A 21,482-nucleotide genomic window follows, 5' to 3' on the forward strand; every position below is an offset into this window, starting at 1 on the left:
AAAGACAGTTCAGCACCCATGCCGGTTACGATACGTAGCCTGCACATTCTTTCTGTTAACTACCTATTAAAATATGAAAGGTGTTGTTGATTCTTGACTGCACAAAATTCCAGTCATGATATGACTGATTTACTTATTATCGGTGGGGGCCCTGCGGGTCTGTTCGCCGCGTTTTATGGTGGGATGCGTCAGGCATCCGTTACACTGGTTGAAAGTATGCCACAGCTTGGTGGACAGCTTGCCGCTCTTTACCCGGAGAAATACATCTATGATGTAGCCGGATTCCCGAAAGTAACAGCTCAGGAACTGGTGAATAACCTCGTTGAGCAAATGAATCATTTTAACCCGAACATCCGGCTTGAAGAAAAGGTTGTATCGGTGGAGAAAAAGGATGAGCAACATTTCGTCGTGAAGACGGATGAGAATGAATATCATGCCAAAGCCGTCATTATTACAGCTGGTGTAGGTGCATTCGAACCACGTCGCCTGGAGCTTGAAGGTGCTGCCAAGTTCGAGAAGAGCAACCTGCACTACTTCATCAGTGATCTGAATGCCTTCGCTGGCAAAAAAGTACTGATCAGTGGCGGCGGTGACTCCGCGGTAGACTGGGCACTCATGCTGGAGCCTATCGCTGAGCAAGTGACACTGATCCATCGCCGGGACAAGTTCCGTGCACATGAGCACAGTGTCGAAAACCTGATGAATTCCAAGGTGAATGTCGTTACACCGACCGAAATCACGGAACTTCATGGGGATGACACGATTACCAAGGTAACCCTTTCTCATGTGAAAACCAAAGAAACTCAGGAAATCGAAGTAGATGACGTGATCGTTAACTTCGGATTTGTCTCTTCTCTCGGACCGATTGCCGAGTGGGGTATCGAAATTGACAGTAACTCCATCGTTGTTGATTCCCGCATGGAAACATCTATTCCAGGAATCTTCGCTGCCGGAGATATCACAACATATCCGGGTAAACTGAAGCTGATCGCTGTCGGATTCGGCGAAGCTCCAACAGCCGTCAACAATGCGAAGGTGTACTTCGATCCGGATGCCAAGTTGTCCCCAGGACACAGCAGTAACATGAAACGCTAGTTTTGCTGAAATAACATATATTGATACAAAAAAGGGTATCTTACTCCTGAGTGAATCCATATCAGGAGGGATACCCTTGTCTTATATATGCCCGCTGTGTAACGGTCTGGTTGTACCGGAGCAGGCTTGCCCCCACTGCCTTCAGGGACTGTTAGAATGCGGCAAATTGGATGATTACACCGGACCATACAGCCCCTACGTATTCCAACCTTCCTCTGACACGGCAGACGAAGTCGAAAACGTTTGCAATCATGTGATGTACTGTCACCATTGTCAGACGAGCACGCCATGGCCAGTCTCACTATGGGACTTGTCCGGAAACCTGTAACATTGCCTGCAATGAGGATCTCTAGTGAAGAATGGCAGATACGTCGGTACCCAGTTTGCGCTTATGGATTTCTGCCAACAGCAGTGCGATGAAATCTCGTTCGAGATTCAACTCAATCGCTTTATGGTAGGAATCCAACAACATCTCATCGGATAACATAGCCATTTCCCGCCACAACCTTTCCTTTTTTTTCCTCAAAACTATCATATCAGAGATTCATATAGAGAACAAGCGTTCTTGTTATCCACAACGATATGTGGAAATCCTGTGCATAGTTTGTTGATAAATGGAAAAAATATAGAGTAGTCAACGTGTATAGTGTGGACAATATTTATGCACAGGGAGTTTGTACTACTATCAGAACGTTTATCAGCGTATTTTTTTTGGAATAAATTCATAGTTTCAAGACTTGTTGCGAGTAAATTACCCGGTAATGTAAAATTTCAAACGGTTTTCATACCGTTTTCTTCTATATATTATCGGTTTTTCTTGAATTTTCTTGAGTTTTCCCATTCATTTTCTATTGGGGTCTGGTATTCACTTCCAGAATCCAGATCTTGCCTGAATAATCCAGTCCATAATCAAATCCAAGCTGACCTACACCAGGGAACTGACTTTCCATAATGTACGTACATGTCAGTGTAAGGGAACGCATCTCCCGGCGTTTGTGCCGACCGGATATATGTGGCAGGGATAAACCAAGAGCTCGCCTTCCGGATAACATGGTGCCACCCTTGCTCAGATTCGTCACACAGAGTCCGGGACGAGCGAGTCGTCCTACTAATGAACGGAATACCCAGCCTCGTTGGGTTTTGACAACTTTGACTCTGTAATCAACAGGTCTCCCTTGAATTGTTGCCAGATGAATGCCTTGCTGGATCAAGTACTTGCGTCTAGCCTTTACACGCACCAGAGAGCGATACATCTGGCTGAAACTGGTGAAAGAACGGGTTGTTTTCATATGGGTGTATCGATAAGCTCCACCGCTGGCCGATACCCGGATAACACCGTAACCTCCGCCTCCTACAATAGGTTTGACATACACCATTCCATAACGACTGAGCATTTGCAGCAGATTACCCGAGTTGAATGCCTTGGTCTGTGGGATATGGACAGCAGCTACCGGGTATTTCATCAGAGCCGTTGTCTTCCGCCATTTGCTTGCAAGTTGTCTCGACATGGGTTGATCTCCTTCCTTGAAACAGTAGTCCTTCCTTATACATACTCAACAGAAGCCTTGCTTTCTTGGATGTCTGTCCACGGCAAAGGCCCCTTTTCCATGTAACCTGTCCCAGGGTGATGGCGGAAACGGGAACACGCGCCCGGTTTGCTTTTCAAACAAGTCAATCTGTCGTATGCTACTAAGGAATGGCTTGGAAGGGCTTAAATATGAGGATCTAAGGAGCGTTAAGAACAAATGGAAGCATTTTTCAAATCACTTTATGGCGTAGCCTATTTTGCAATGTCGATCGTTCTCGTAGCTGTTACGGTACTTCTCTTTGTCACAGGTATTCGACTGTTTATGCAAAAGCGTAATCGCGGCTTTGCCGTGAGTTGTCTTATATTTGCCTGTTTCATCGTCTTTATCATTGTTGTTATGTTAACTACGCCCTTCTCTGCCACACCGCCGGGTTCACCGGAAGCCATGGCTGCCCTTCTTCACTTCGGGTAGTTGAACCTCTGTAGAAGGAGATGCTTATGACACGTACTAATGAAACCTTAGGAATTATTGATATCGGCTCGAACTCCATTCGTCTAGTTATCTATGAACTGGATCAGGACGAAGCCTATCGCATCATTCATGAAGACAAATACGCCGCTCGTCTGAGCAGCGTTGTTGAGTCCGATGGAACCATTCTGCGCCATTCTCTGGATAAAGCCATCACCATCTTGAGTCAATTCAAAGCGACCTGTGAAGCGTACCAGACCAAACTGATTCGTGCAGCAGCTACCGCAGCTATTCGTAATGCAAGCAATGTCCTGGAGATTATCGAATGGCTGGAGACAGAGACGGGGCTTACCATTGAATGTGTATCGGGAGATCGGGAGGCCTATTATGGGTTCCTTGGTGTCACTCAATCCATTGATCTGGCAGACGGTTACGTCGTGGATATTGGAGGCGGCAGCACAGAGATCACGGTCTTTCGGGATCGGAAAAGGTTACATAGCATCTCCCTCCCTATTGGTGCTGTGAATTCACATGCCCGTTACGGGGGCGAAGATCAGTGGACTGAGGAGAATGCAAATGCATTATGCAACGAAGTCACTGAGGCTCTCCGTGGACAGGATTGGATTCGTGAGCATCCTGGTCTGCCACTCATCGGACTTGGCGGCACAATGCGTACACTCGCCAAAGTGGAACAGAAGCGCACCCAGTATTCTTTGCCTGTCAGCCATCATTATGAGATCAGTGAGGAAGCGATGGAGAACATCGCTCGCTCCTTACCACATCTCACCTCGGCACAGCGCAAAAAGGTACCTGGGCTCGCCAAAGATCGCGCTGACATCATTGTGCCCGGCGTGCTGATCCTACGAACTGTCTTCCAGATAATACAGGGAGATCGTTATGTGGTTAGTGGCGCGGGTCTACGAGACGGGTTGTTGCGTGATTACATGGCTGGAGGGCAGCCGGTCGTTCCAGACGCGCTGAAGGACAGTATCCGCAACTTTATCCATTTTGGTCCACCTATTCCAGAGAAACGTCTGCAACGGATTCATCAGGATATGGTTACCCTGTATACAGCATTACAAGGTACCCCTCCTGATCAAGCAGATGCCCGAATCCTGTATGCATCCTCCATGCTGCACATGGCAGGTAAACAGATTAACTATTTCCGTTATACACAGCACTCGGCCTATTGGATTATGAATTCGAGCATTTATGGACTTTCTCATCGGGAGACCATTCTAAGTGCCAGTGCAGCTGATTATCATCCCAAAAAAAGAACGCCCCAGCTGCTGAATAAGCACCGGGACATTCTGAAAAACTCGGATGAGCGGCATGCTCATCGTTTAGGCTCTCTGCTGCGCGTAGCTGAAGCCATCAATCGATCCGAAAGCATCGCTGCGATTGAAGCAACAAAAGAAAACGACTCGCTGCAGGTGCAATTCACCTGTACAGCTGAGCCGTTACTGGAACTTGATGGCCTGGAAGAGGCCGTCAAGGATCTGAAGGAAGCCTGGGGAGTTACGTTAACGCACTCCATTCAGCAGGCTTCCAAGGGATAATACCCATGGCCTCCGTCTGACTTCTCAGCGGGGGCTTTTCATTTTCTACAAATACATAATTGCCTCCAGGCATAAGTTGTCTCGCTTTGACATTATCCATAAGGGACAGATTAAGGATATCCACTAGCATCTTTTTCAGCTCGGGATCAAATACGGGACACATCAGTTCAATTCTTCGATTCAGGTTACGTGTCATCCAGTCTGCACTGGAGATGAATACATCGGGGTTGCCGCTATTTTCAAAATAAAACAACCGTGAATGCTCCAGAAAACGATCCACAATGCTAATGACCCGAATATTCTCACTAAGCCCCTCTACCCCCGGACGCAGACAACATACACCACGCACAATCAGATCAATCTGCACGCCAGCTTGAGAAGCCTCGTACAATTCATCAATCATTTCCTGATGGGATAAGGAGTTGATCTTGGCAATGATTCTGGAAGGTTTGCCTTTCAGCGCATGCTCTGTTTCTCTACGAATCAGTGCAAACAACTCATCCTTCATACCATCTGGAGCTACGCGGAACGCCTGCAATGCCTTCGGACCGGAGTATCCGGTAATCTCATTGAACAATTCGGATGCATCTTCCCCAATAATCGGATTAGAGGTGAACAGTCCCACGTCCGTATACACTTTGGCTGTACTCTCATTATAGTTACCGGTTCCTACATGAACATAACGTCTCAGCCCCTGCTGTTCTCTGCGTACGACAAGAATAATTTTGGCATGGGTCTTCAGTCCAACCAGTCCATAAACCACGTGACAACCGGCCTTCTCCAGCTTACGGGCCCAAGCAATGTTGCGCTCTTCATCAAACCGGGCTTTCAGTTCCACCACAACCGTGACCTGCTTACCACTCTCAGCTGCAAGTGCAAGTGCCGGAATAAGGCGTGAATCGCCATTGACCCGATATAATGTCATCTTGATGGCCAGAACTCTTGGATCTTCCGAAGCCTCCAATATAAAATCAGTGACTGGTTCAAACGATTCGTACGGATGATGCACCAGTACATCGCGTTTGCGCAGCAGCTCAAAATGACTTTCTCTTGGCAGAAACTCCGGTGGATAGACCGGCTTCACCGGACTGTATTTCAGATGTGAAAAACTTTCCAGACTGTCCACGAATCCAGCCAGAAAACTCAGATCAAGTGGTCCATCAATTTCATATACCGGGTCCTGAATATCAAATTCATCCTGCAATTCCAATAAGGCATCCGGACGAAAATCCTTACAGACTTCCAGTCGTACAGGAGCCCCGCGGCGTCTGCGTCGCAATTCTTTTTCAATGGCCTCAAGCAGATCTTCCGCTTCTTCTTCATTAATAAACAGATCCGCATTGCGGGTCACTCGAAATTCCTGTGCAGCAAGCGAGATATATCCGCTGAAGAGCGTATGGATATGATGTTTGATAAGATCTTCAATCAGTATGAATGTTTTCTTTTTGCTATTCGCCCGAATGGGAGCCTGAACTACCCGCGGCAGATTGGAAGGCACCTGAACAATAGCCATAAACGGCTCGCCCTCTTGCTCCCCTTCCTTCTGTAACATCACGGACAGATAGACAGACTTGTTGTGTACCAGTGGGAACGGACGACTCTGGTCAATCGCCATCGGTGTGAGTACCGGAAAAATAATTTCATGAAAGTACTGGTCCATTGCGCGCTGCTGTGTCACATTAAGATCTGTATATTCCTGAATGTTCACGCCTTTCTTGGCGAGTAGACGAATGAGTTCACGATACGTTTTATACTGTTCGGCGACCATGGTCCCGGTTCGTTTGATCAATCTGCGGTACAATCCCGAAGGCGTGTATCCTGTAAAATCTTTTTGCGTGAATCCGGCCTTGATCTTCTCTTTTGTCTCCGCCACCCTTACACTGACGAACTCGTCCAGATTACTAGCGACAATGCCGAGAAATCTCATGCGTTCCAGCAGAGGCGTTGTTGGATCCTGGGCCTCCTGAAGTACGCGCCGATTAAATTCAACCCAACTCAAATCACGATTAACGTAGTTGCCTGTTTTGACGTCTCTATGCATGTATGGCCTCCGAATGTGTTGCATATCTATTCTTGGTTAGAAGTTCTCATATAATTGTACTATTCGTAATCAACATCAAGCGTCAGCGCAGTGTAAACGCTACGTAAAATTTATGTAAATGATACCTCATGGCCGCAACTTTTTCCATCCCTTTACAAAGGTCAATAGACAGAGTAAAGTGAAGTACAGTGTGATTTGGTCCGGTTGCTTGTTCTCATTCCAAATATAGTTGATTAAAGGAGTATATAATGAAATCCAACAAACCTAGAACGTTACAAAAAAATATAGAGTTTTTCACGGCTGCACTATCCCAATGTATGGTAAGCGCATGGCAGGAAGACCCGGCTGGCGTCTATTGCGAGGTCGGTTGTGGCATTGTGGAGCGGATCAGTGAAGACAGTGTGCGCATTCGAAACAATGACGGAACCAAAAGCCATTATGCACGAGATATTACGATGTTCCAGACTGAAAAATAATTTTGCTTAAATACGTAAAAAAGACTAGCTTTCCGAAACAAGGTGTTGTATACTCTTGCCACAAGGAAAGGAGGTGCGTCAACATTTCTAATGTCATGTTGAACGTGTCCCTTACCCGATCCACTAGCTCAAATTAAAAGAGTCTGGTGGAGGCGCGGGATACGGATCAATGTTTCAAAAAGCGCCACGGGTAGAAAAGCCGTCTTCGGACGGCTTTTTGTTTTCTCTTTTTCTGTAGAGAGGTTGAGAAAACACCCAAAATATTGGAAATGGACCCTTTAGTAGAGCAAACCAGGATGGCTATAATTAGGATGCAACTCAACCTAAATCCGAGGAGGCATCTTGTAATGTTCAAAAATGTAAGGGGTTTCAAGACATCCATCATGTTGGCTTTTGTTTTGTTATTCACCTCCATCATGTTGCCCGCAGGTCAGCATGCCAGCGCAGCACCAAGTTTCGCCAAAGGAGCCGACATCAGTTGGGTTCCCGGAATGGAAGCCCAGGGTTACAAATGGAAAGATAAAAACGGCGTACAGCGCGACATCATTGATATTTTGAAAAAAGACTATCAAATCAATTCCGTTCGCATTCGGGTATTCGTTAATCCTTCGAATGATTATGGGAACGGTTACATGAATAAGGATCGTGCGGCTGCACTCGCACAACGTGCCAAGAATGCTGGCATGAGTGTGATGCTTACCCTGCACTACAGCGATTCTTGGGCAGACCCTGGTCAACAGACCAAACCTGCTGCCTGGAAAAACTATACGTTCCAACAGCTCATGGATGCGGTATGGAACCACACACGTGATGTCATGACTGCGATGCAAAGCAAAGGCGTTACCCCTGACTGGGTACAGATCGGTAATGAAACAAGCAACGGTATGTTATGGGAAGATGGCAAAGCATCCACCAACATGAAAAACTATGCGTGGCTGGTGAACACAGGCCATAACGCAGTGAAGTCCCTGAGCAGCGGCACCAAAACCATTGTGCATCTGGCAGGTGGAGATGATAACGCCCTGTATGTATGGAACATTGGTGGTCTGATTAATAACGGAGCTAACTTTGACATGATCGCCATGTCCCTCTATCCTTCAGCTTCGGGCTGGAACACCGCTGTGACAAATACGGTAAACAACGCCAAGGATATGATCAACCGTTATGGCAAAGAGATCATCATCTCCGAAATTGGCATGGACAATAACCAGGCTGCAGCTGGTAAAAGTTTTGTTGCCGCGATGAAAAACCAAATTCGCAATCTGCCAAATGGCAAAGGTAAAGGTGTATTCTACTGGGAGCCTCAGGCTACACCAGGTTATAACAGTGGATATGGTAAGGGCGCTTGGCAGTCGAATATGATGCCGACTGTTGTCATGGAAGGATTTATTGACTAGGTACGTTGGGTAGAAGTGCGGGCTTTGGGGGGCAGCGTGGTGGCGTTCCGGTGGCGGATCGTTCTTATGATCGCTGTTATCCCCAGATTTTTATGAATTCCCCTGTTAAGGGGAAAATCCGGGGATAAAGGCGAACGCTCCGCTTCTTCAGAATCGATTCCTCCCCCTCCACTACGTTGCTGCTCCTTGAGACACTTCTAAAACCGTGTGTAGGCAAATGGATTAGGGCAATGAAGGGCATAAGGCGCTATTCCTGGTGGGAGTAGCGCCTTTTGGCGATGAAGTGCGTTGAGGGGGTAGCATGGTGGCGTTCCGGTGGCGGATCGTTCTTATGATCGCTGTTATCCCCAGATTTTATGAATTCCCCTGATAAGGGGAAAATCCGGGGATAAAGGCGAACACTCCTCTTCTTCAGAATCGATTCCGCCCCCTCCACTACCTTGCTGCTCTATGAGACACTTCTAAAACCGTGTGTAGTCAACTGGTAAGTAGTAAGGTAAAACAAGAGCTTGAGGCGCTGTTCCCGGGGGGATTAGCGCCTTTTGGTGATGAAGTGCGTTGAGGGGGAAGCGTGGTCGGCGTTCCGGGATCGGATCAGGCATTCTTAAAGCATGTCGCAATCAATCGAGGAGGGGTGCATCACTCGGGCTGGAGACTGATGTTCTTTTGGCTTACATATGAATATAATAAGTTTATTGAGATAACACATAGGATCAACTTCTAATAGGAGAGGAGGCATAAGGATGAGTTTTTTAAAAGGGTTCGGTCAGTTAGCTGGGGAAGTTACCGGGAAGGTGTTGGGCGGCAGCGTGAGGGTTGTTGGTGAAATCGCGGGGAAGCCCCTTTATCAAAGAAATCGGGAACGGCGTAGAGAAAGCCACAATTAATACAGGCAAAACCGTTGGACAACTCGCTAGCGGAACTTATGATCTTGCCAGTGGTGCAATTCGAAAAGATGATACTGCCATAGACGCGGGGCTTGCCGATATTGGAGGTGCTGTAACCAATACTGCAAAAGGTGTAGCGATATCAGCAAAGTATGTATATAACAGCGGTAAAGATGTTGTTGTGGGCATGAAAGAGGAAGATAAGGACAGAGTGAAGCTTGGTGCCAAGAATCTTTTAGCTGCTGCTGCGGTAACAACACTCGCTGTCGGTGTCATTGATGCAGTTGATGGCGCTGAAGGTGTAGATATTTCGGAATCTGTGGGTTCCACGGATATCAGCTAAACCTTGCTTATTGGCCCCCGAGATATAAGCGGCAGACCAGTCGCTGTCTTAAGTGCGACCGTGGTACACCGTTTAGGAACAAAAAAAGCAGAACGCATATTGTTTTGCTACATAATAAAAGACTGATTCCAAATATTAAAATATAGGAATCAGCTTTTCACGACATTCCGTATTATTCTCGAATAAATCCGCCTTCCGAGTTGAGGACCTGCTCCGTGATCCACTCTGCTTCCTCACTCGCAAGAAAAGCAATCAAACGTGTGGCATCATCAGGTGTCCCAATACGTCCCATCGGAAATTTTGGCAACAGATCCCCTCTGATTTCATCATTCATAAATCTCTAATCCGTTGGACCTGGATTCACGGCATTAATGGTAATTTGGAGCGGTTCAAGTTAGTGAGACAAGGATCTGGTAAATGCGGAAATGGCTCCTCACAGAGTCGGGATTCCCTTTCCCAATACATCTCATAATTCATACTAGTTACTTCTTCAAAAAAAATTTATTGATAGAAAAGCTTTATCTAATCCCTCGTACTAATCCACCGTAGCTTCAGGAGTGGCTTTGTGCCGAAAAGCCCGGTAATTCAGCAAGCCCACAACGATCGCTAATATAGTCAATCCGGACGCAAACAGGTAGAGGTTCACAATGCCGATATATTCGGCGAGCCCAGCCATACCGAGCAAGGAAATGCAAAAGACCAGATGCATAAGAGATGCCTGGGCAGACAATACTTTGGGCAGCAAACGTTTGGCCACGCTACTCTGAATCAAGGTACGCCGATTAATCATGGAAAGCTCCGCGAACGGCCCCATCAGCATAACGAATATGAGCGCAATGAAAGGCTCTGTGTTCAGTGCATAAAATGCAGTCAGTACTCCATAACCTGCCATGCCGATCATCATCACGGCGAAATAACGGTTGCCAATTCTTCGTGCCAGAGCAAGGACCAGCAAGCCTCCACCTATGGTTCCAGCAAAATATGCAGCATTAATGAATCCCCACCATTGCTCCCCTTGTCCCAGTGCGACTTGAACAAAAGCCAATGTAAAGGCACCTACCCAGATTGAACCGCCAAGCATGTCGATCATATCCATAAACGTAAGCACCCGTAGACGAGGCGTATTCCATATCATTTTCCAGCCTTCGGTTAAGGTGTGCCACCTGCTTGTTTTAAGTACAGGCAAGACATCAGAAAAAATGTGCAACTCCTTTGCTCCAGCTTGCTTCTCCGTTGGTTCGTTGACGCCAAGCGTAAACGCTGCGGCCAAACCATAAATAGCGGCCGTCAACAGCAGCGTCGGGCTAGCCCCGATCAGGGCGACCACAACACCGCTTAGACCCCAACCTGCAAACTGTACAACCTGATCGCTGACACTCATAAGTCCGTTCGCCTTAAGAAGACCTTGCTCGTGTGTCACGAGACGTGGAATAAGGGCATTCCGAGCCGGAGTTGTCCAGCCGTCGAGAAAGGACATGACAAATACGAGTGAAAATACGAACACCAGGGATGCTGCCTCTCCGTTGAGCTGCAAATAAAAAGCCAGACAAGCGAACAGCAGAAATTGCCCTGTTTGTGACAGTAGCAGAAGCCTAGACAACTTGAAACGTTGAATCAGCAAAGGGGCGATCAAGCTGCTGAGCATCTGTGCCCCGCTTCGCATCAGCGGCAAAAGCGCTGCCGATATTAGCGAATCGGTCTGGTTAAGCACCATTACCGTAAGCGCCATAATATATAGTACGTCGGCTGCATTCGCAGCCGATTGCGTGGTCCACAGGAAATAGAAAGGACGCGTTAAATAGGATGATTTCATGAACAATCGTTCTCCGTTTCTTAGCAATTATATACAAACAAAATTACAGTCCATCGAAAACCATTCTATAATCCATGTTACAGCTGTTTATGGAATAGAGTTAAGGAATATTCTTTTTGGGAGACTATATGCTCCATAATCTGTCGAATGGCTCCCGGATCTCGTAACTTTAGCAAGTTGAATCAACAAACCCTCAGGAGCTACCCACATCGAATCTATGATCTCCGTTGTATCTAATCAAAGAGCACCACCAACAATTGTACCCTTGAAGTGGAACAAAACAACTTGATGATTGGTACTGCTAATAAAATTGTAAACCCCTGTAGTAGCTGTAAGTGTCACATCAAAACCAGTTTCTTCCTTGACTTCTCTTCGTGCTGCTTCTAAAATATCTTCACCATGTTTAACTCTGCCTGAGGGGAAATTCCATGTATGTTTAACCGATGCTTTGTTTTCCTTAATCATATGTATCTTATCATTATGTGTTATAGAAACACTCACAACCATCACAATCCGGTTTTGTGTCATTCTTACGGACCCTCATAGCTAAAAATAATCACTGCATAAATTACTGTTGTAAATGAATAATTCATATCTCGTTACACTGAACTGCTCGTTTGGTTAAACAAAAGCAGCCGATCTCCTTGATCGGCTGCCTTCTTGGTGTGTTCGAATCTCTCCCCATCCATTGGAGGTGAACGCCATTAGAACTTCACCTGTTACAAGGATATGTATGCCTTCAGCTTACCTTAGCGAGTCTCGTAGCACGTATCGATGCGGTAGCGTATACGATAAGCGCTGTCCAAATGAGAGCGAAACCAACAAGCAGAACTGGCGAGACCGTTTCCTTGAACACAAACACACTCAGGATCAGCATGATTGTCGGCCCAATATACTGTACGAAGCCTAGTGTGGACAATGACATTCGAGCAGCTGCCCGTGCAAAGAACAGCAACGGCAACGCCGTCACCACACCGGAAAGTAACAGTTCGAAGAACATCGGTGCAGGCAACGTCCATGCCGTTGCTTTTCCTACAACGGCCAAGTAGATCCAGTAGCCGAGTGCGACGGGCAGAACTACAGCTGTCTCCGAAAATAAGCCCACTGAAGCGTCTTGCTTGATCTTCTTCTTCGCTAGACCGTACAAGCCAAATGACACGGCCAATGAGATCGCAACCCATGGGAAACGTCCGTAGTCGATAGCGATGATAAGCACCGCGACACCAGCGATGGCAATCGCGAGCCACTGTCCACGGTTTGGCTTTTCATGAAGAAAGACAACCGCCAGTAACACGTTCAGCAACGGGTTCAAATAATAGCCCAGACTTGTCTCAACGACATGACCGTTATTAACCGCCCAGATGAAGATAAGCCAGTTAATAGCAATTAGCAGCCCACTCGCGGTAAGGGACAGCAGGGTCGAACGACTGGTCAGAATGCGCTTCATGTCACTCCAACGACGTTGGACGGCAACGAAAATCCCCATAAAGACAAATGACCAGACAACCCGGTGCGATAAAATCTCGCCTGCCGGTACATTTTCAAACAACTTCCAATACAGCGGGAGAACTCCCCACATGATATACGCAATGATCGCGTTGATTAATCCACTATTCATAACTGTATCCCCTCTTATTGCTCTGATATCTCAACGGATTATACGCCTCGATCCTCGTTTAAGTAAAGGGGGTAATAGGTCATACAGGAATCCATTCCTAGTTCAAATGACTTTTTCTTTGAGCAAAATTCCCCGTTTAGCGCTACCAAATTATACTTTGTGCTTTTTCTTTCTTACTCTCATGATGAAGGTAAAGATCGCCGCAAATACGACCACACCTACGATAAACAAATCAATATCTTGCTCAAACATAAACCACATTTTGTGTTCTAAGTTTACTTGTTGTTTTGGTGGAAAGCCTTCCCCGAATAGTTCAGTTGCTTGATTAATATTGTTCATTTCGATGGTTGAACTGCACGGACTACTACTTAATTCACCATCCACTTCGCTAAAGTATATTAAGTATTTGTTACCTTCCTTGAAATCAAATCCCCATGTGAAGTTGGTTGCGATAATTAGTTGAGAGTCAACTTCAGTATTCCAACTCCTCTCAACTTCCACTAAAATATATCTAATTTTCTCTTTGGTTCCCGTAAACCCCTCTTGCTTCAAGTCGACCTTTACTTGCTTTACTTCACCATAAACAGCTCCATCATATATTTCTAACTGTTCTTGGGGGCCTCCCGATTCAACACATGACAAAGCGTTAACATCTTGTGCATTTGAGATAAAGAACACGCTAGATATAAAAAAAATTAACGTGATTATACGAAGCTTCAGTTTTTCCACCTTCTTCTCATAATGTTAATTGGTACATCTTTATTGACCTGTTTAACAGGAAAAATGTTGCATTTTCCCTGGCCGTTAGGTGAATGAACAAAGAAGCAACCAATCGGACACAATTGTTTGCTCCATTTGTCTTTATTAAGTTATTATTCAAGACTAATCTAAAAGAAATAAAACTAAGATATTTTTCTTACAGCAAACCATAACTCAACAAAATTCAGTCCATCTTTAACTCCAGTAATTTCAAATTCCATTCCGTCGACCTGTTCATATCCTGTAGTAGGAAGCCATTCAGAAAAGAATCGTCTATATAAGGTTTCAATGGTTGCATCGAATTTATCCCATGTAAAGGGATCAGAGGAAAAGATCGCCCACGTATGTGCTGGTATCGTTATACTTGTGTAACCATCGGGTTTACTTGTTTCACCTTTAAATACACCCAACATGTATGGGAAAGTATCTTCCCCAGTTTTTTTGTAGCTACACACAGCATGCACTTTATGATAATTCGAATTCAAAGAGTTCGGTAGATCACCGGCATTTGTAGCAAGTCTTTCAACCTCGCCATTTTCGTGGCTTTGCTTCCATAATTCTGCTGGTGTCTCTACTCCGTTTAATTGAAACACTTTCTCAATTCCAAATATTTCGAAAGATTCTTTTGTTTCGATACGATAGTTCATAGGCTCTTCCCCTTTAATTGAGATAAGGAAGGAAAGCCGAGGATAGGCTTTGAGAGCAGTCCCTTCTTCACGAGCCATCGCTGGATTAACACCATGCAATGATTGAAAAGCTCTTGCGAATGATACCGGTGATTCATACCCATACTTTATGGCAATATCAACAACTCTCCTATCACTATTCTGCAATTCAATTGCAGCGAGAGTCAGCCGTCTTCTTCGTATATATTCCGCAAGTGAAACATTGGTAATGAACGAGAACATCCTCTGAAACTGATGTGAAGAACAATAAGCACATTGAGCAATTTCCTTCAACTCGATCTCGCCGACCAAGTTCATTTCAATATAATCCAATGCTCGATTCATCCTCATAAGCCAATCCATCTCATCCCTCCTCTCAACAAAAGTATAGTTTCGTTAGGTTTTCGTATCGCAACTATTTGTGCGCAATTAAGTTTCGTATCCGTCGAAAGATATTATGTTGTAAATATCCTGTCCGTTAGCTTTGGCTTTTTAAGTCCCGTATTTCTTTTCCCATTCTTCACTCCATTTTTGAAAACTTTTCCCCGTTACTTCTTCCAATGTTTTTCCATCCAATGAATATGGTGCCCCATCCATTGCTGTATTCGGGAAGGATGTTCCCCCTATAACTTTGCCTTCACAAAGTAATATTGAAACTTTGGATTTACTATCGTCAAACGTTCCCAGAGGATGGTTTGTTACTGTAAAGCTATATACCGATATTTCCATTCCGAAATACTGTTCGGGTTCTACTTTTTGAACCCCCCAGGCCTGTCTATATGGTATCGTTTCCGTTATCCCGTAGAGTAGTTTATCTTTGTTTAGAGTGTATTTCTGAACTTGACCATCGTACGAAGAAATTTTATAACCTTTTGCCTTAACATATTCTGTGGCAGTCTTTTGATCACCTGTAATCGTGAGTTCATCTGTACCCATCATCGTGACCTCGTTATTGCACCCAGCAATGATAAAAAAAACTAGCCCCATTACAATACGGATGGGTTTAAAATACATCAAGTTCCCTCCAATGTGCAGAAGTATATTCATCATTTTGACGATTCGTTCATTAACTAGTTGCGTTATTCTGCCATTACATAAACAAGGAAACAGCCAATTCCTTTGATCGGGAGTTTCCTTGTTTTATTGAACTAATGCTCCTGTTATTTGAATCGCTTTACTTTTCAGTTCCCAATTGGATGTCTTCAAATGGTACGTATTTATTCAGTTCAACTTCTTTATATACGCGTACATAATTGACATCAAAGGTTGGAAAAGGAGCCAATTCCTTAATTGTTAAGAGCTTCATTTCTTCCATCTCAGTCTCGTTCATACCCCAATAGGTTTGCCCCAAGGTTAAATGAGGATGATATTTATCCATTTCAAAGTAACGGTCTAAAAGTTCTTGTGATGGAGAAATCGCTTTTACCAAATTACGATGTAACTCTATGATATTGCTCGTTTCAACACTAAGAAATGTAACAGCACTTCCAAACGATCCCGGTTCTGATAACGATAATTGAAAACTTGGCATTAAAGAGCATGTCTGTCTCACACTTTCTAACCAATGAAGATCAACGGTAAGACCACCCTGCGCTTTTACAGTGATATGAGGCTCGACTACATCATTAAGACGATTACTGGACCAACGATCACGAAATGCCACAATTTTTTCTTTATAATCATCTGGAGGGGTAATTCCAATGAAGTATTTCATATTACCGCGTCACATCCTTTAGCAGACTAAATAAATATTAAAATCAAAAAGCAGCCGACCCTTTTGATCAACTGCCGAATGGTGTTCATTTCAGTAACGTTTCACTTTCCTCCAACATGAAACACACCAATTACGGTTTCACCATCTTTGTCATACAGGGGAATATCACGACCGTCTGGTGATCTGCTGTTCTGTATCGCAATAGCTTCTTCAGGTGTTTTTGGTTGCTCGCCATCCATGTCTTTTTTCAGCAGATATCCGTCTGTACCATCCACACCAGTAGCCAAGATTAAATCAGGTTCCGTTTCCGGAGAAGTCGCATATGCGGCAGAACCATATGTCTGTCCATTCTTATTTTTCGGATAAAGAGAAGTGATGTGAAATTGATTCATCGTATTTTTAACGTTTGTATATTGGGATAACCCTGAACCACTCGATACACTAATCATAAAAACCACAAAGATCAATAATATAACTCCTTTAGAATACATCTTCAGAACTGTTCACTCCCTTATACTTTTGAACTCGCAGAAATTCCAATGAAGAGAAGATGGTTTTCATATAATCACATTTCCTTTCCATCTTTAGAATAATATAACATAGATTCAAAGGAGTAGTTGGAAGTTGAACAATAATCATCTGACCTGTCTAACGTTATTGCAGAACTTCCCTCTTCGAGAGCATAAAAAAAACGGACACCGATCTGTGGAGATCAGCGTCCGTTTGTATGTTCCATATTATCATTTAAAAGTGTTACTTCACTTCGCCAACAACGGTAAAGCGCTCGTTTTTGTGTTGTGGGTTCTCAATCTCATCAACCAAAGCAATCGCATAGTCTGCATAGCTGATGTAGCTGTTGCCTTCGCTATTCACGAGAATAACGTCGTTGCCTGCTTGATATTTGCCGGTGCGTACACCTTCTGGATTAAAGAATCCAGCCGGGCTCAAGAATGTCCATTGAATACCCGAAGATGCTTGCAGATCCTGCAAGTTTTGGCCTTGGTTCGTTGCAGTTGCTTTGTAAGCATCCGGGAATCCTGGGGATTCAAAGACACGCAATGTTTTGGACTCATCTGTGAACAGGCTTCCTGCTCCACCCACCACGATCAGACGAGTGTTTGGTGCATCTTTCAGGATGTTGATCAACGCTTGTCCTACTTCCACATGCAGGTTTTCTTTACCAGCTGGCGCACCAAATGCATTTACAACCACATCGAATGCTTTAAGATCTTCAGCTGTAAGATCGAATACATCTTTCTCCAGCGTATTCAGGCTTTTATCTTCCAATTTGGATGCATTACGAACGATTGCCGTTACTTTATGCCCTCTGTCTGCTGCTTCTTTCAAAATTACACTTCCTGCTTTGCCTGTTGCACCAATGATTGCAATGTTCATCATGATCTCTCCTTTAAATTATCGATATTGTTTATATTTGAACTTTATATTGTAACTATAGTTGTTACAACTAAGTTTGTCAACCATGATACTTTCAGTACACGCAAAAAAGCCCCTGATATCATGCCCGTGCTAAACGGATACAATTCAGAGGCTATCTATTAAAGGGATTGCAAACTACTTATTTTCAAAACAGAATTGGGAAACCGCTGTAACTACGTTTCTTAACAATCCTTATCCGGCACACCCGCGTCTTCCTTCGTACGGAAAGAAGATCCACAGCCACAAGTCGCTACCGCGTTCGGATTATGGATAGTGAAACCACCCGTCATACCGGACTCTTCAAAATCAATTTCGAGACCATCCAGATACTTCAGGTTTTCCTTCTCGACTACAACCTTCATACTCTGAATATCCATATACAGGTCCTCATCGGACTCTTTATCGTCAAAGCCCATGGCGTACGAAAATCCGGTGCAACCGCCCGGTGCTACGCCAAGACGCAGGAACATACCAGGTGTTTCTTGCTGTGCAAGCATCTCTTTCAATCTGTCAGCAGCCGTTTCGCTGATGTTAATCATGCCAGGTCACTCTCCTTTTCATTAACTCTTCTTTAAATTATACTCCACCCCGTCAAGGGTCTCAAGTCATGTTTGCCTCTTTCCGCGTTCCCCCTGAACTCCTTTTTCTTCCCAGTGTATTGAACCCCCGCGACACGAGGTTTATAATGAATAGGTGGTCGCACTGAAATGTCGATATTTTGCCATGACTTATTCAGGTGACGATCATATATAGAGTTGTAATTTTTTTCACATTTCGAGACTGTCCGCAGTCCCCAATGCATATAGAGTCTCAAGACTCACTTTAATGAAAAAATTAGCTTTACGTACGCAGCACACGCTGCACCGGGTAAATAAGAGTTAGTCCATATAAGAAGGCGGCAGTTGACCGCATCTTTGCTATGTAGTTCTGTATGCAGATCCTACACACAACTCAAATCCGGTTAAGAACAGGAGGAAACAGTATGTCTACATTGGTAACACCGTTCACAGACAAAAGAATGGCTGAAATCGTTGAGAAAGTGCAGAACGGCGTAAGGCTGAACGTAGAAGACGGCGTATATCTGTATGAAACAGATGATCTGCTGACTTTGGGCCAGCTGGCCAATGAGGCCAACTTGCGGAAAAATGGTAAGAAAGTATATTTCATCGAAAACATGAGTCTTTATTTTACGAACGTATGCGAAGCCCACTGCGCTTTTTGTAATTTCCGTAAAGACCAGGGTGAAGAAGGCTCCTATACATTATCCGGTCAGGAAATGATCGATTATGTGGAACAGCATATTCATCCAGGCGTACGTGAGTTCCATATCGTAGGCGGACATAACAACCATGTTCCTTTTCAATATTATGTCGATTCCCTGCGTGCTTTAAACGAGAAATATCCGGATGTTACACTGAAAGCTTACACAGCAGCCGAGATTGATTTCTTCACTCGCATCAGCGGACTGAGTATCAAGGAAGTTCTGCAGGAGCTGCAAAAAGCAGGTCTGAAAACATTGACTGGTGGCGGCGCTGAGATTCTGTCGGATGAATATCGCAAAAAAATGCGTGTAGACAAAGCGAACGTCGATCGTTATCTTGAGGTGCACCGTACTGCTCATAACCTGGGCATGCGTACACATACTACGATGTTGTATGGATCGATCGAGTCCTATGAGGACCGCGTCAACCATATGGTGCAGATCCGTGAATTGCAAGACGAGACCAACGGATTCATGGTCTTTATCCCGCTTTCCATGCAGCCAAAAAGTAAAAACGCAAGCATTATGCGTCGTAACTCGGCTTATGAGGATCTCAAAACAATTGCGATCAGCCGTCTGATGCTGGATAACATCGATCATATCAAAGCATACTTCATTAACATCGGTCCACAGCTAGCTCAAGTTGCCCTTGGATTCGGTGCTTCGGATGCACACGGCACAATCGTTCGCGAACGGATTAGTCATGCGGCAGGTGCACTCACACCTGAAGGCCTTACACGTAAAGAGCTCATATGGCTCATTAAAGGTGCAGGACGTATTCCGGTAGAACGTGATACGTTCTACAATGAAATTCAAGTGTACGAATAGGATATAACTCCATCCACAACCAATATTGCACCAGCACCACTCCAGAACGCAGCTTTCATTAAAGGGAGACGTTTGAATTCGAGTGGTGCAAACTGCTGAATAATATCTTCAATTTTCAATGTCTACTTTTCAATTATTCAAATCATAACAAAAGGAGCAGCTATGTTATTGCATAGCTGCTCCACAGTTTACAGCCCCATTTCAGTGGGACTGATGCAGAAAGGAAGCCGAGTCATGAAAAATTTCGTCATTCTTGGAGGCGGTTATGGCGGCCTCACCATCATCAAGGAACTTCTGGAAGGTAAAATTCCATCCGATACACAAATTATTTTGGTGGACCGCAGCCCCTTTCAGGGATTAAAGACAGAATATTACGCACTCGCAGCAGGAACCGTATCTGATTATGACCTGCGTATCCAATTTCCAGTGAGCGATAAAGTCACTTACCGTTATGGAGAAGTTACTTCGATTGACCTGGAACAGCGTCAGATTGAATTTGAAGGCCAAGACCCGCTCGTGTACGACAAACTTGTCATTGGACTTGGTTGTACAGACCGTTTCCACAACACACCAGGCGCCGAAGACTACAGCTGTACCATTCAGAGCTTTAGCAAAACACGCGAGACCTACCTGCGCCTTAATGAAGTCAAAGCCTATGGCAATGTGCATATCGTAGGTGGCGGATTAAGTGGTGTCGAGATAGCAGCCGAACTTCGTGAGAGCAGACCGGATCTGAACATCAGCATTTTGGATCGTGGTGAACGTGTATTATCCGCTTTCCCGCAACGTCTATCCGTGTATGTGCATGAATGGTTCAACGAACATCAGGTAGAGACACGCGGGCATATCGCCATTTCACGCGTTGAACCTAATGCCATCTATAACCGGGATGAACAGATTCTAACAGATGCTGTCGTATGGACTGCAGGCATTCAGCCAGTAAAAGTGGTACAGGATCTGGACGTAACCAAAGATCCTCAGGGACGTGTCGTCTTGAATGAATACTACCAAATCCCGGAATATACCGATGTGTATGTCGTTGGTGACTGTGCCAGTGTACCTTATGCACCTAGCGGTCAAGCTGCGGAAGTACAGGGTGAGCAGATCGCCCATATTCAGCATGCCCTCTGGAAAGGCGAAAAGCCCAATCCACATCCACTCAAGCTTCGTGGCACACTGGGTGCACTCGGCAAGAAGTCTGGGTTTGGGCTGATGGGCAAAACGTCCATGATGGGACGTGTACCTCGTATTTTGAAAAGTGGTGTGCTCTGGATGTCCAAGCGCCATCTCGGTTAGTCGAGATCAAGCTCGTCCCAGGCATCGGCTTCGCCAATTTTGGCCAGAATGGCGTTATATAGATCTTCCACTTTGTCCGTAATGACAACTTCGCCATTCACCAGTGCAAATGGAGTCATAGAACATTGGCCGCAGTTGGTGAGGCAGCCGTATTCAATCACGTCGTAGTCTGGATTTTCTTCCAGTTGATCCATGACTTCATCTGTGCCAAAATGCATATTATTGGCACAAAATTCAATAATCGGTCTCATATAGGTTCACCTGCTTTGTTTGACCATTTTAATTTGTGGCCATTT

Annotated in this window: 23 protein-coding genes and 1 pseudogene; 9 read left to right on the forward strand and 15 right to left on the reverse strand. The window is 44.9% G+C overall.

The features are described from left to right. The first annotated feature begins 120 nt into the window (after positions 1–120). Entirely contained in the window at positions 121–1,095 is a 975-nt protein-coding gene (locus tag MHI52_RS25445; RefSeq protein ID WP_207765610.1) for an NAD(P)/FAD-dependent oxidoreductase, read from the forward strand. Positions 1,096–1,171: 76 nt separating this feature from the next. Next, positions 1,172–1,423 carry a hypothetical protein gene (locus MHI52_RS25450; RefSeq protein ID WP_074096361.1) on the forward strand — a complete coding sequence of 84 codons (252 nt, stop codon included), beginning with the start codon at positions 1,172–1,174 and terminating at the stop codon, positions 1,421–1,423. Between the two features lie 21 nt (positions 1,424–1,444). On the opposite strand, the gene MHI52_RS25455 is transcribed toward MHI52_RS25450, so the two are convergent. Together MHI52_RS25455 and MHI52_RS25460 are read right to left on the reverse strand one after the other, a co-directional pair. After that, a complete protein-coding gene (locus MHI52_RS25455) occupies positions 1,445–1,588 on the reverse strand; it encodes a sporulation histidine kinase inhibitor Sda (protein WP_017692430.1) in 144 nt (47 codons plus the stop codon). A gap of 355 nt (positions 1,589–1,943) precedes the next feature. Beyond that, the gene (locus tag MHI52_RS25460; RefSeq protein ID WP_405157862.1) at positions 1,944–2,603 is read right to left on the reverse strand and encodes a YheC/YheD family protein; all 660 of its coding nucleotides are present in this window, start codon (positions 2,601–2,603) and stop codon (positions 1,944–1,946) included. 237 nt (positions 2,604–2,840) lie between these two features. Here MHI52_RS25460 and MHI52_RS25465 point away from each other — a divergent pair, with 237 nt between their 5' ends. Then, complete coding sequence (locus MHI52_RS25465) at positions 2,841–3,095, forward strand: hypothetical protein (protein ID WP_017692428.1); 255 nt, start codon at positions 2,841–2,843, stop codon at positions 3,093–3,095. A 26-nt stretch (positions 3,096–3,121) separates the two neighbouring features. Then, a complete protein-coding gene (locus tag MHI52_RS25470) occupies positions 3,122–4,651 on the forward strand; it encodes a Ppx/GppA phosphatase family protein (RefSeq protein WP_036605761.1) in 1,530 nt (509 codons plus the stop codon). On the opposite strand, the gene ppk1 is transcribed toward MHI52_RS25470, so the two are convergent. Next, positions 4,611–6,692: a polyphosphate kinase 1 gene (gene ppk1 / locus MHI52_RS25475; RefSeq protein WP_405157863.1), complete on the reverse strand. Its 2,082-nt coding sequence runs from the start codon at positions 6,690–6,692 to the stop codon at positions 4,611–4,613. The genes MHI52_RS25470 and ppk1 overlap by 41 nt on opposite strands. A 248-nt stretch (positions 6,693–6,940) precedes the next feature. Here ppk1 and MHI52_RS25480 point away from each other — a divergent pair, with 248 nt between their 5' ends. The 3 genes from MHI52_RS25480 to MHI52_RS25490 all read left to right on the forward strand — a co-directional run bounded on the left by MHI52_RS25480 (position 6,941) and on the right by MHI52_RS25490 (position 9,795). After that, positions 6,941–7,168: a hypothetical protein gene (locus tag MHI52_RS25480; RefSeq protein WP_017692425.1), complete on the forward strand. Its 228-nt coding sequence runs from the start codon at positions 6,941–6,943 to the stop codon at positions 7,166–7,168. A 347-nt stretch (positions 7,169–7,515) separates the two neighbouring features. Next, complete coding sequence (locus MHI52_RS25485) at positions 7,516–8,565, forward strand: glycosyl hydrolase 53 family protein (RefSeq protein WP_100529768.1); 1,050 nt, start codon at positions 7,516–7,518, stop codon at positions 8,563–8,565. A gap of 822 nt (positions 8,566–9,387) precedes the next feature. Next, complete coding sequence (locus MHI52_RS25490; RefSeq protein ID WP_405157864.1) at positions 9,388–9,795, forward strand: hypothetical protein; 408 nt, start codon at positions 9,388–9,390, stop codon at positions 9,793–9,795. 172 nt (positions 9,796–9,967) lie between these two features. On the opposite strand, the pseudogene MHI52_RS25495 reads toward MHI52_RS25490, so the two are convergent. From MHI52_RS25495 to MHI52_RS25545, 11 genes and pseudogenes are all read right to left on the reverse strand, one after another. Further along, positions 9,968–10,228, reverse strand: a pseudogene (locus MHI52_RS25495) (SDR family oxidoreductase); the annotation flags it as partial. A 102-nt stretch (positions 10,229–10,330) separates the two neighbouring features. Continuing rightward, the gene (locus MHI52_RS25500; protein WP_315372954.1) at positions 10,331–11,608 is read right to left on the reverse strand and encodes an MFS transporter; all 1,278 of its coding nucleotides are present in this window, start codon (positions 11,606–11,608) and stop codon (positions 10,331–10,333) included. Between the two features lie 237 nt (positions 11,609–11,845). Then, complete coding sequence (locus MHI52_RS25505; protein WP_315372953.1) at positions 11,846–12,136, reverse strand: NUDIX hydrolase; 291 nt, start codon at positions 12,134–12,136, stop codon at positions 11,846–11,848. A 211-nt stretch (positions 12,137–12,347) separates the two neighbouring features. Continuing rightward, positions 12,348–13,226, reverse strand: coding sequence for an EamA family transporter RarD (gene rarD / locus MHI52_RS25510; protein ID WP_074096366.1), 879 nt, complete (start codon positions 13,224–13,226; stop codon positions 12,348–12,350). Between the two features lie 150 nt (positions 13,227–13,376). Further along, complete coding sequence (locus tag MHI52_RS25515; RefSeq protein WP_127548292.1) at positions 13,377–13,955, reverse strand: hypothetical protein; 579 nt, start codon at positions 13,953–13,955, stop codon at positions 13,377–13,379. 173 nt (positions 13,956–14,128) lie between these two features. Next, positions 14,129–15,013: an AraC family transcriptional regulator gene (locus MHI52_RS25520; protein WP_339195412.1), complete on the reverse strand. Its 885-nt coding sequence runs from the start codon at positions 15,011–15,013 to the stop codon at positions 14,129–14,131. A gap of 129 nt (positions 15,014–15,142) precedes the next feature. Further along, positions 15,143–15,664: a hypothetical protein gene (locus MHI52_RS25525; protein WP_340907015.1), complete on the reverse strand. Its 522-nt coding sequence runs from the start codon at positions 15,662–15,664 to the stop codon at positions 15,143–15,145. A 160-nt stretch (positions 15,665–15,824) separates the two neighbouring features. After that, positions 15,825–16,364 (reverse strand): 2'-5' RNA ligase family protein, encoded by a 540-nt coding sequence (locus MHI52_RS25530; RefSeq protein ID WP_340907016.1) that lies wholly within the window; start codon positions 16,362–16,364, stop codon positions 15,825–15,827. Positions 16,365–16,465: 101 nt separating this feature from the next. Further along, the gene (locus tag MHI52_RS25535; RefSeq protein WP_340907017.1) at positions 16,466–16,831 is read right to left on the reverse strand and encodes a hypothetical protein; all 366 of its coding nucleotides are present in this window, start codon (positions 16,829–16,831) and stop codon (positions 16,466–16,468) included. Positions 16,832–17,117: 286 nt separating this feature from the next. Continuing rightward, positions 17,118–17,759 carry an NAD(P)-dependent oxidoreductase gene (locus tag MHI52_RS25540; RefSeq protein WP_036605754.1) on the reverse strand — a complete coding sequence of 214 codons (642 nt, stop codon included), beginning with the start codon at positions 17,757–17,759 and terminating at the stop codon, positions 17,118–17,120. Between the two features lie 224 nt (positions 17,760–17,983). Continuing rightward, positions 17,984–18,340, reverse strand: coding sequence for an iron-sulfur cluster assembly accessory protein (locus MHI52_RS25545; protein WP_036605753.1), 357 nt, complete (start codon positions 18,338–18,340; stop codon positions 17,984–17,986). Between the two features lie 443 nt (positions 18,341–18,783). Between MHI52_RS25545 and mqnE the strand changes: the two genes are divergently transcribed. Further along, a complete protein-coding gene (gene mqnE, locus MHI52_RS25550; protein WP_047841294.1) occupies positions 18,784–19,890 on the forward strand; it encodes an aminofutalosine synthase MqnE in 1,107 nt (368 codons plus the stop codon). A gap of 234 nt (positions 19,891–20,124) precedes the next feature. Beyond that, positions 20,125–21,186, forward strand: coding sequence for an NAD(P)/FAD-dependent oxidoreductase (locus MHI52_RS25555; RefSeq protein WP_036605751.1), 1,062 nt, complete (start codon positions 20,125–20,127; stop codon positions 21,184–21,186). On the opposite strand, the gene MHI52_RS25560 is transcribed toward MHI52_RS25555, so the two are convergent. Then, positions 21,183–21,437 (reverse strand): YuzB family protein, encoded by a 255-nt coding sequence (locus tag MHI52_RS25560; RefSeq protein ID WP_076328984.1) that lies wholly within the window; start codon positions 21,435–21,437, stop codon positions 21,183–21,185. The genes MHI52_RS25555 and MHI52_RS25560 overlap by 4 nt on opposite strands. Positions 21,438–21,482: the final 45 nt, after the last annotated feature.

The sequence above is a fragment of the Paenibacillus sp. FSL H8-0283 genome, from assembly GCF_045040675.1.
Classification (GTDB): domain Bacteria; phylum Bacillota; class Bacilli; order Paenibacillales; family Paenibacillaceae; genus Paenibacillus; species Paenibacillus amylolyticus.

Bases quoted from the DNA above. Each gene is read 5' to 3' on its own strand.
- MHI52_RS25445 (WP_207765610.1), top strand. From the start codon at position 121: ATGACTGATTTACTTATTATCGGTGGGGGCCCTGCGGGTCTGTTCGCC.
- MHI52_RS25455 (WP_017692430.1), bottom strand. From the start codon at position 1,588: ATGGCTATGTTATCCGATGAGATGTTGTTGGATTCCTACCATAAAGCG.
- MHI52_RS25460 (WP_405157862.1), bottom strand. From the start codon at position 2,603: ATGTCGAGACAACTTGCAAGCAAATGGCGGAAGACAACGGCTCTGATG.
- MHI52_RS25465 (WP_017692428.1), top strand. From the start codon at position 2,841: ATGGAAGCATTTTTCAAATCACTTTATGGCGTAGCCTATTTTGCAATG.
- MHI52_RS25470 (WP_036605761.1), top strand. From the start codon at position 3,122: ATGACACGTACTAATGAAACCTTAGGAATTATTGATATCGGCTCGAAC.
- ppk1 (WP_405157863.1), bottom strand. From the start codon at position 6,692: ATGCATAGAGACGTCAAAACAGGCAACTACGTTAATCGTGATTTGAGT.
- MHI52_RS25480 (WP_017692425.1), top strand. From the start codon at position 6,941: ATGAAATCCAACAAACCTAGAACGTTACAAAAAAATATAGAGTTTTTC.
- MHI52_RS25485 (WP_100529768.1), top strand. From the start codon at position 7,516: ATGTTCAAAAATGTAAGGGGTTTCAAGACATCCATCATGTTGGCTTTT.
- MHI52_RS25500 (WP_315372954.1), bottom strand. From the start codon at position 11,608: ATGAAATCATCCTATTTAACGCGTCCTTTCTATTTCCTGTGGACCACG.
- MHI52_RS25505 (WP_315372953.1), bottom strand. From the start codon at position 12,136: ATGACACAAAACCGGATTGTGATGGTTGTGAGTGTTTCTATAACACAT.
- rarD (WP_074096366.1), bottom strand. From the start codon at position 13,226: ATGAATAGTGGATTAATCAACGCGATCATTGCGTATATCATGTGGGGA.
- MHI52_RS25520 (WP_339195412.1), bottom strand. From the start codon at position 15,013: ATGGATTGGCTTATGAGGATGAATCGAGCATTGGATTATATTGAAATG.
- MHI52_RS25525 (WP_340907015.1), bottom strand. From the start codon at position 15,664: ATGTATTTTAAACCCATCCGTATTGTAATGGGGCTAGTTTTTTTTATC.
- MHI52_RS25530 (WP_340907016.1), bottom strand. From the start codon at position 16,364: ATGAAATACTTCATTGGAATTACCCCTCCAGATGATTATAAAGAAAAA.
- MHI52_RS25540 (WP_036605754.1), bottom strand. From the start codon at position 17,759: ATGAACATTGCAATCATTGGTGCAACAGGCAAAGCAGGAAGTGTAATT.
- MHI52_RS25545 (WP_036605753.1), bottom strand. From the start codon at position 18,340: ATGATTAACATCAGCGAAACGGCTGCTGACAGATTGAAAGAGATGCTT.
- mqnE (WP_047841294.1), top strand. From the start codon at position 18,784: ATGTCTACATTGGTAACACCGTTCACAGACAAAAGAATGGCTGAAATC.
- MHI52_RS25555 (WP_036605751.1), top strand. From the start codon at position 20,125: ATGAAAAATTTCGTCATTCTTGGAGGCGGTTATGGCGGCCTCACCATC.
- MHI52_RS25560 (WP_076328984.1), bottom strand. From the start codon at position 21,437: ATGAGACCGATTATTGAATTTTGTGCCAATAATATGCATTTTGGCACA.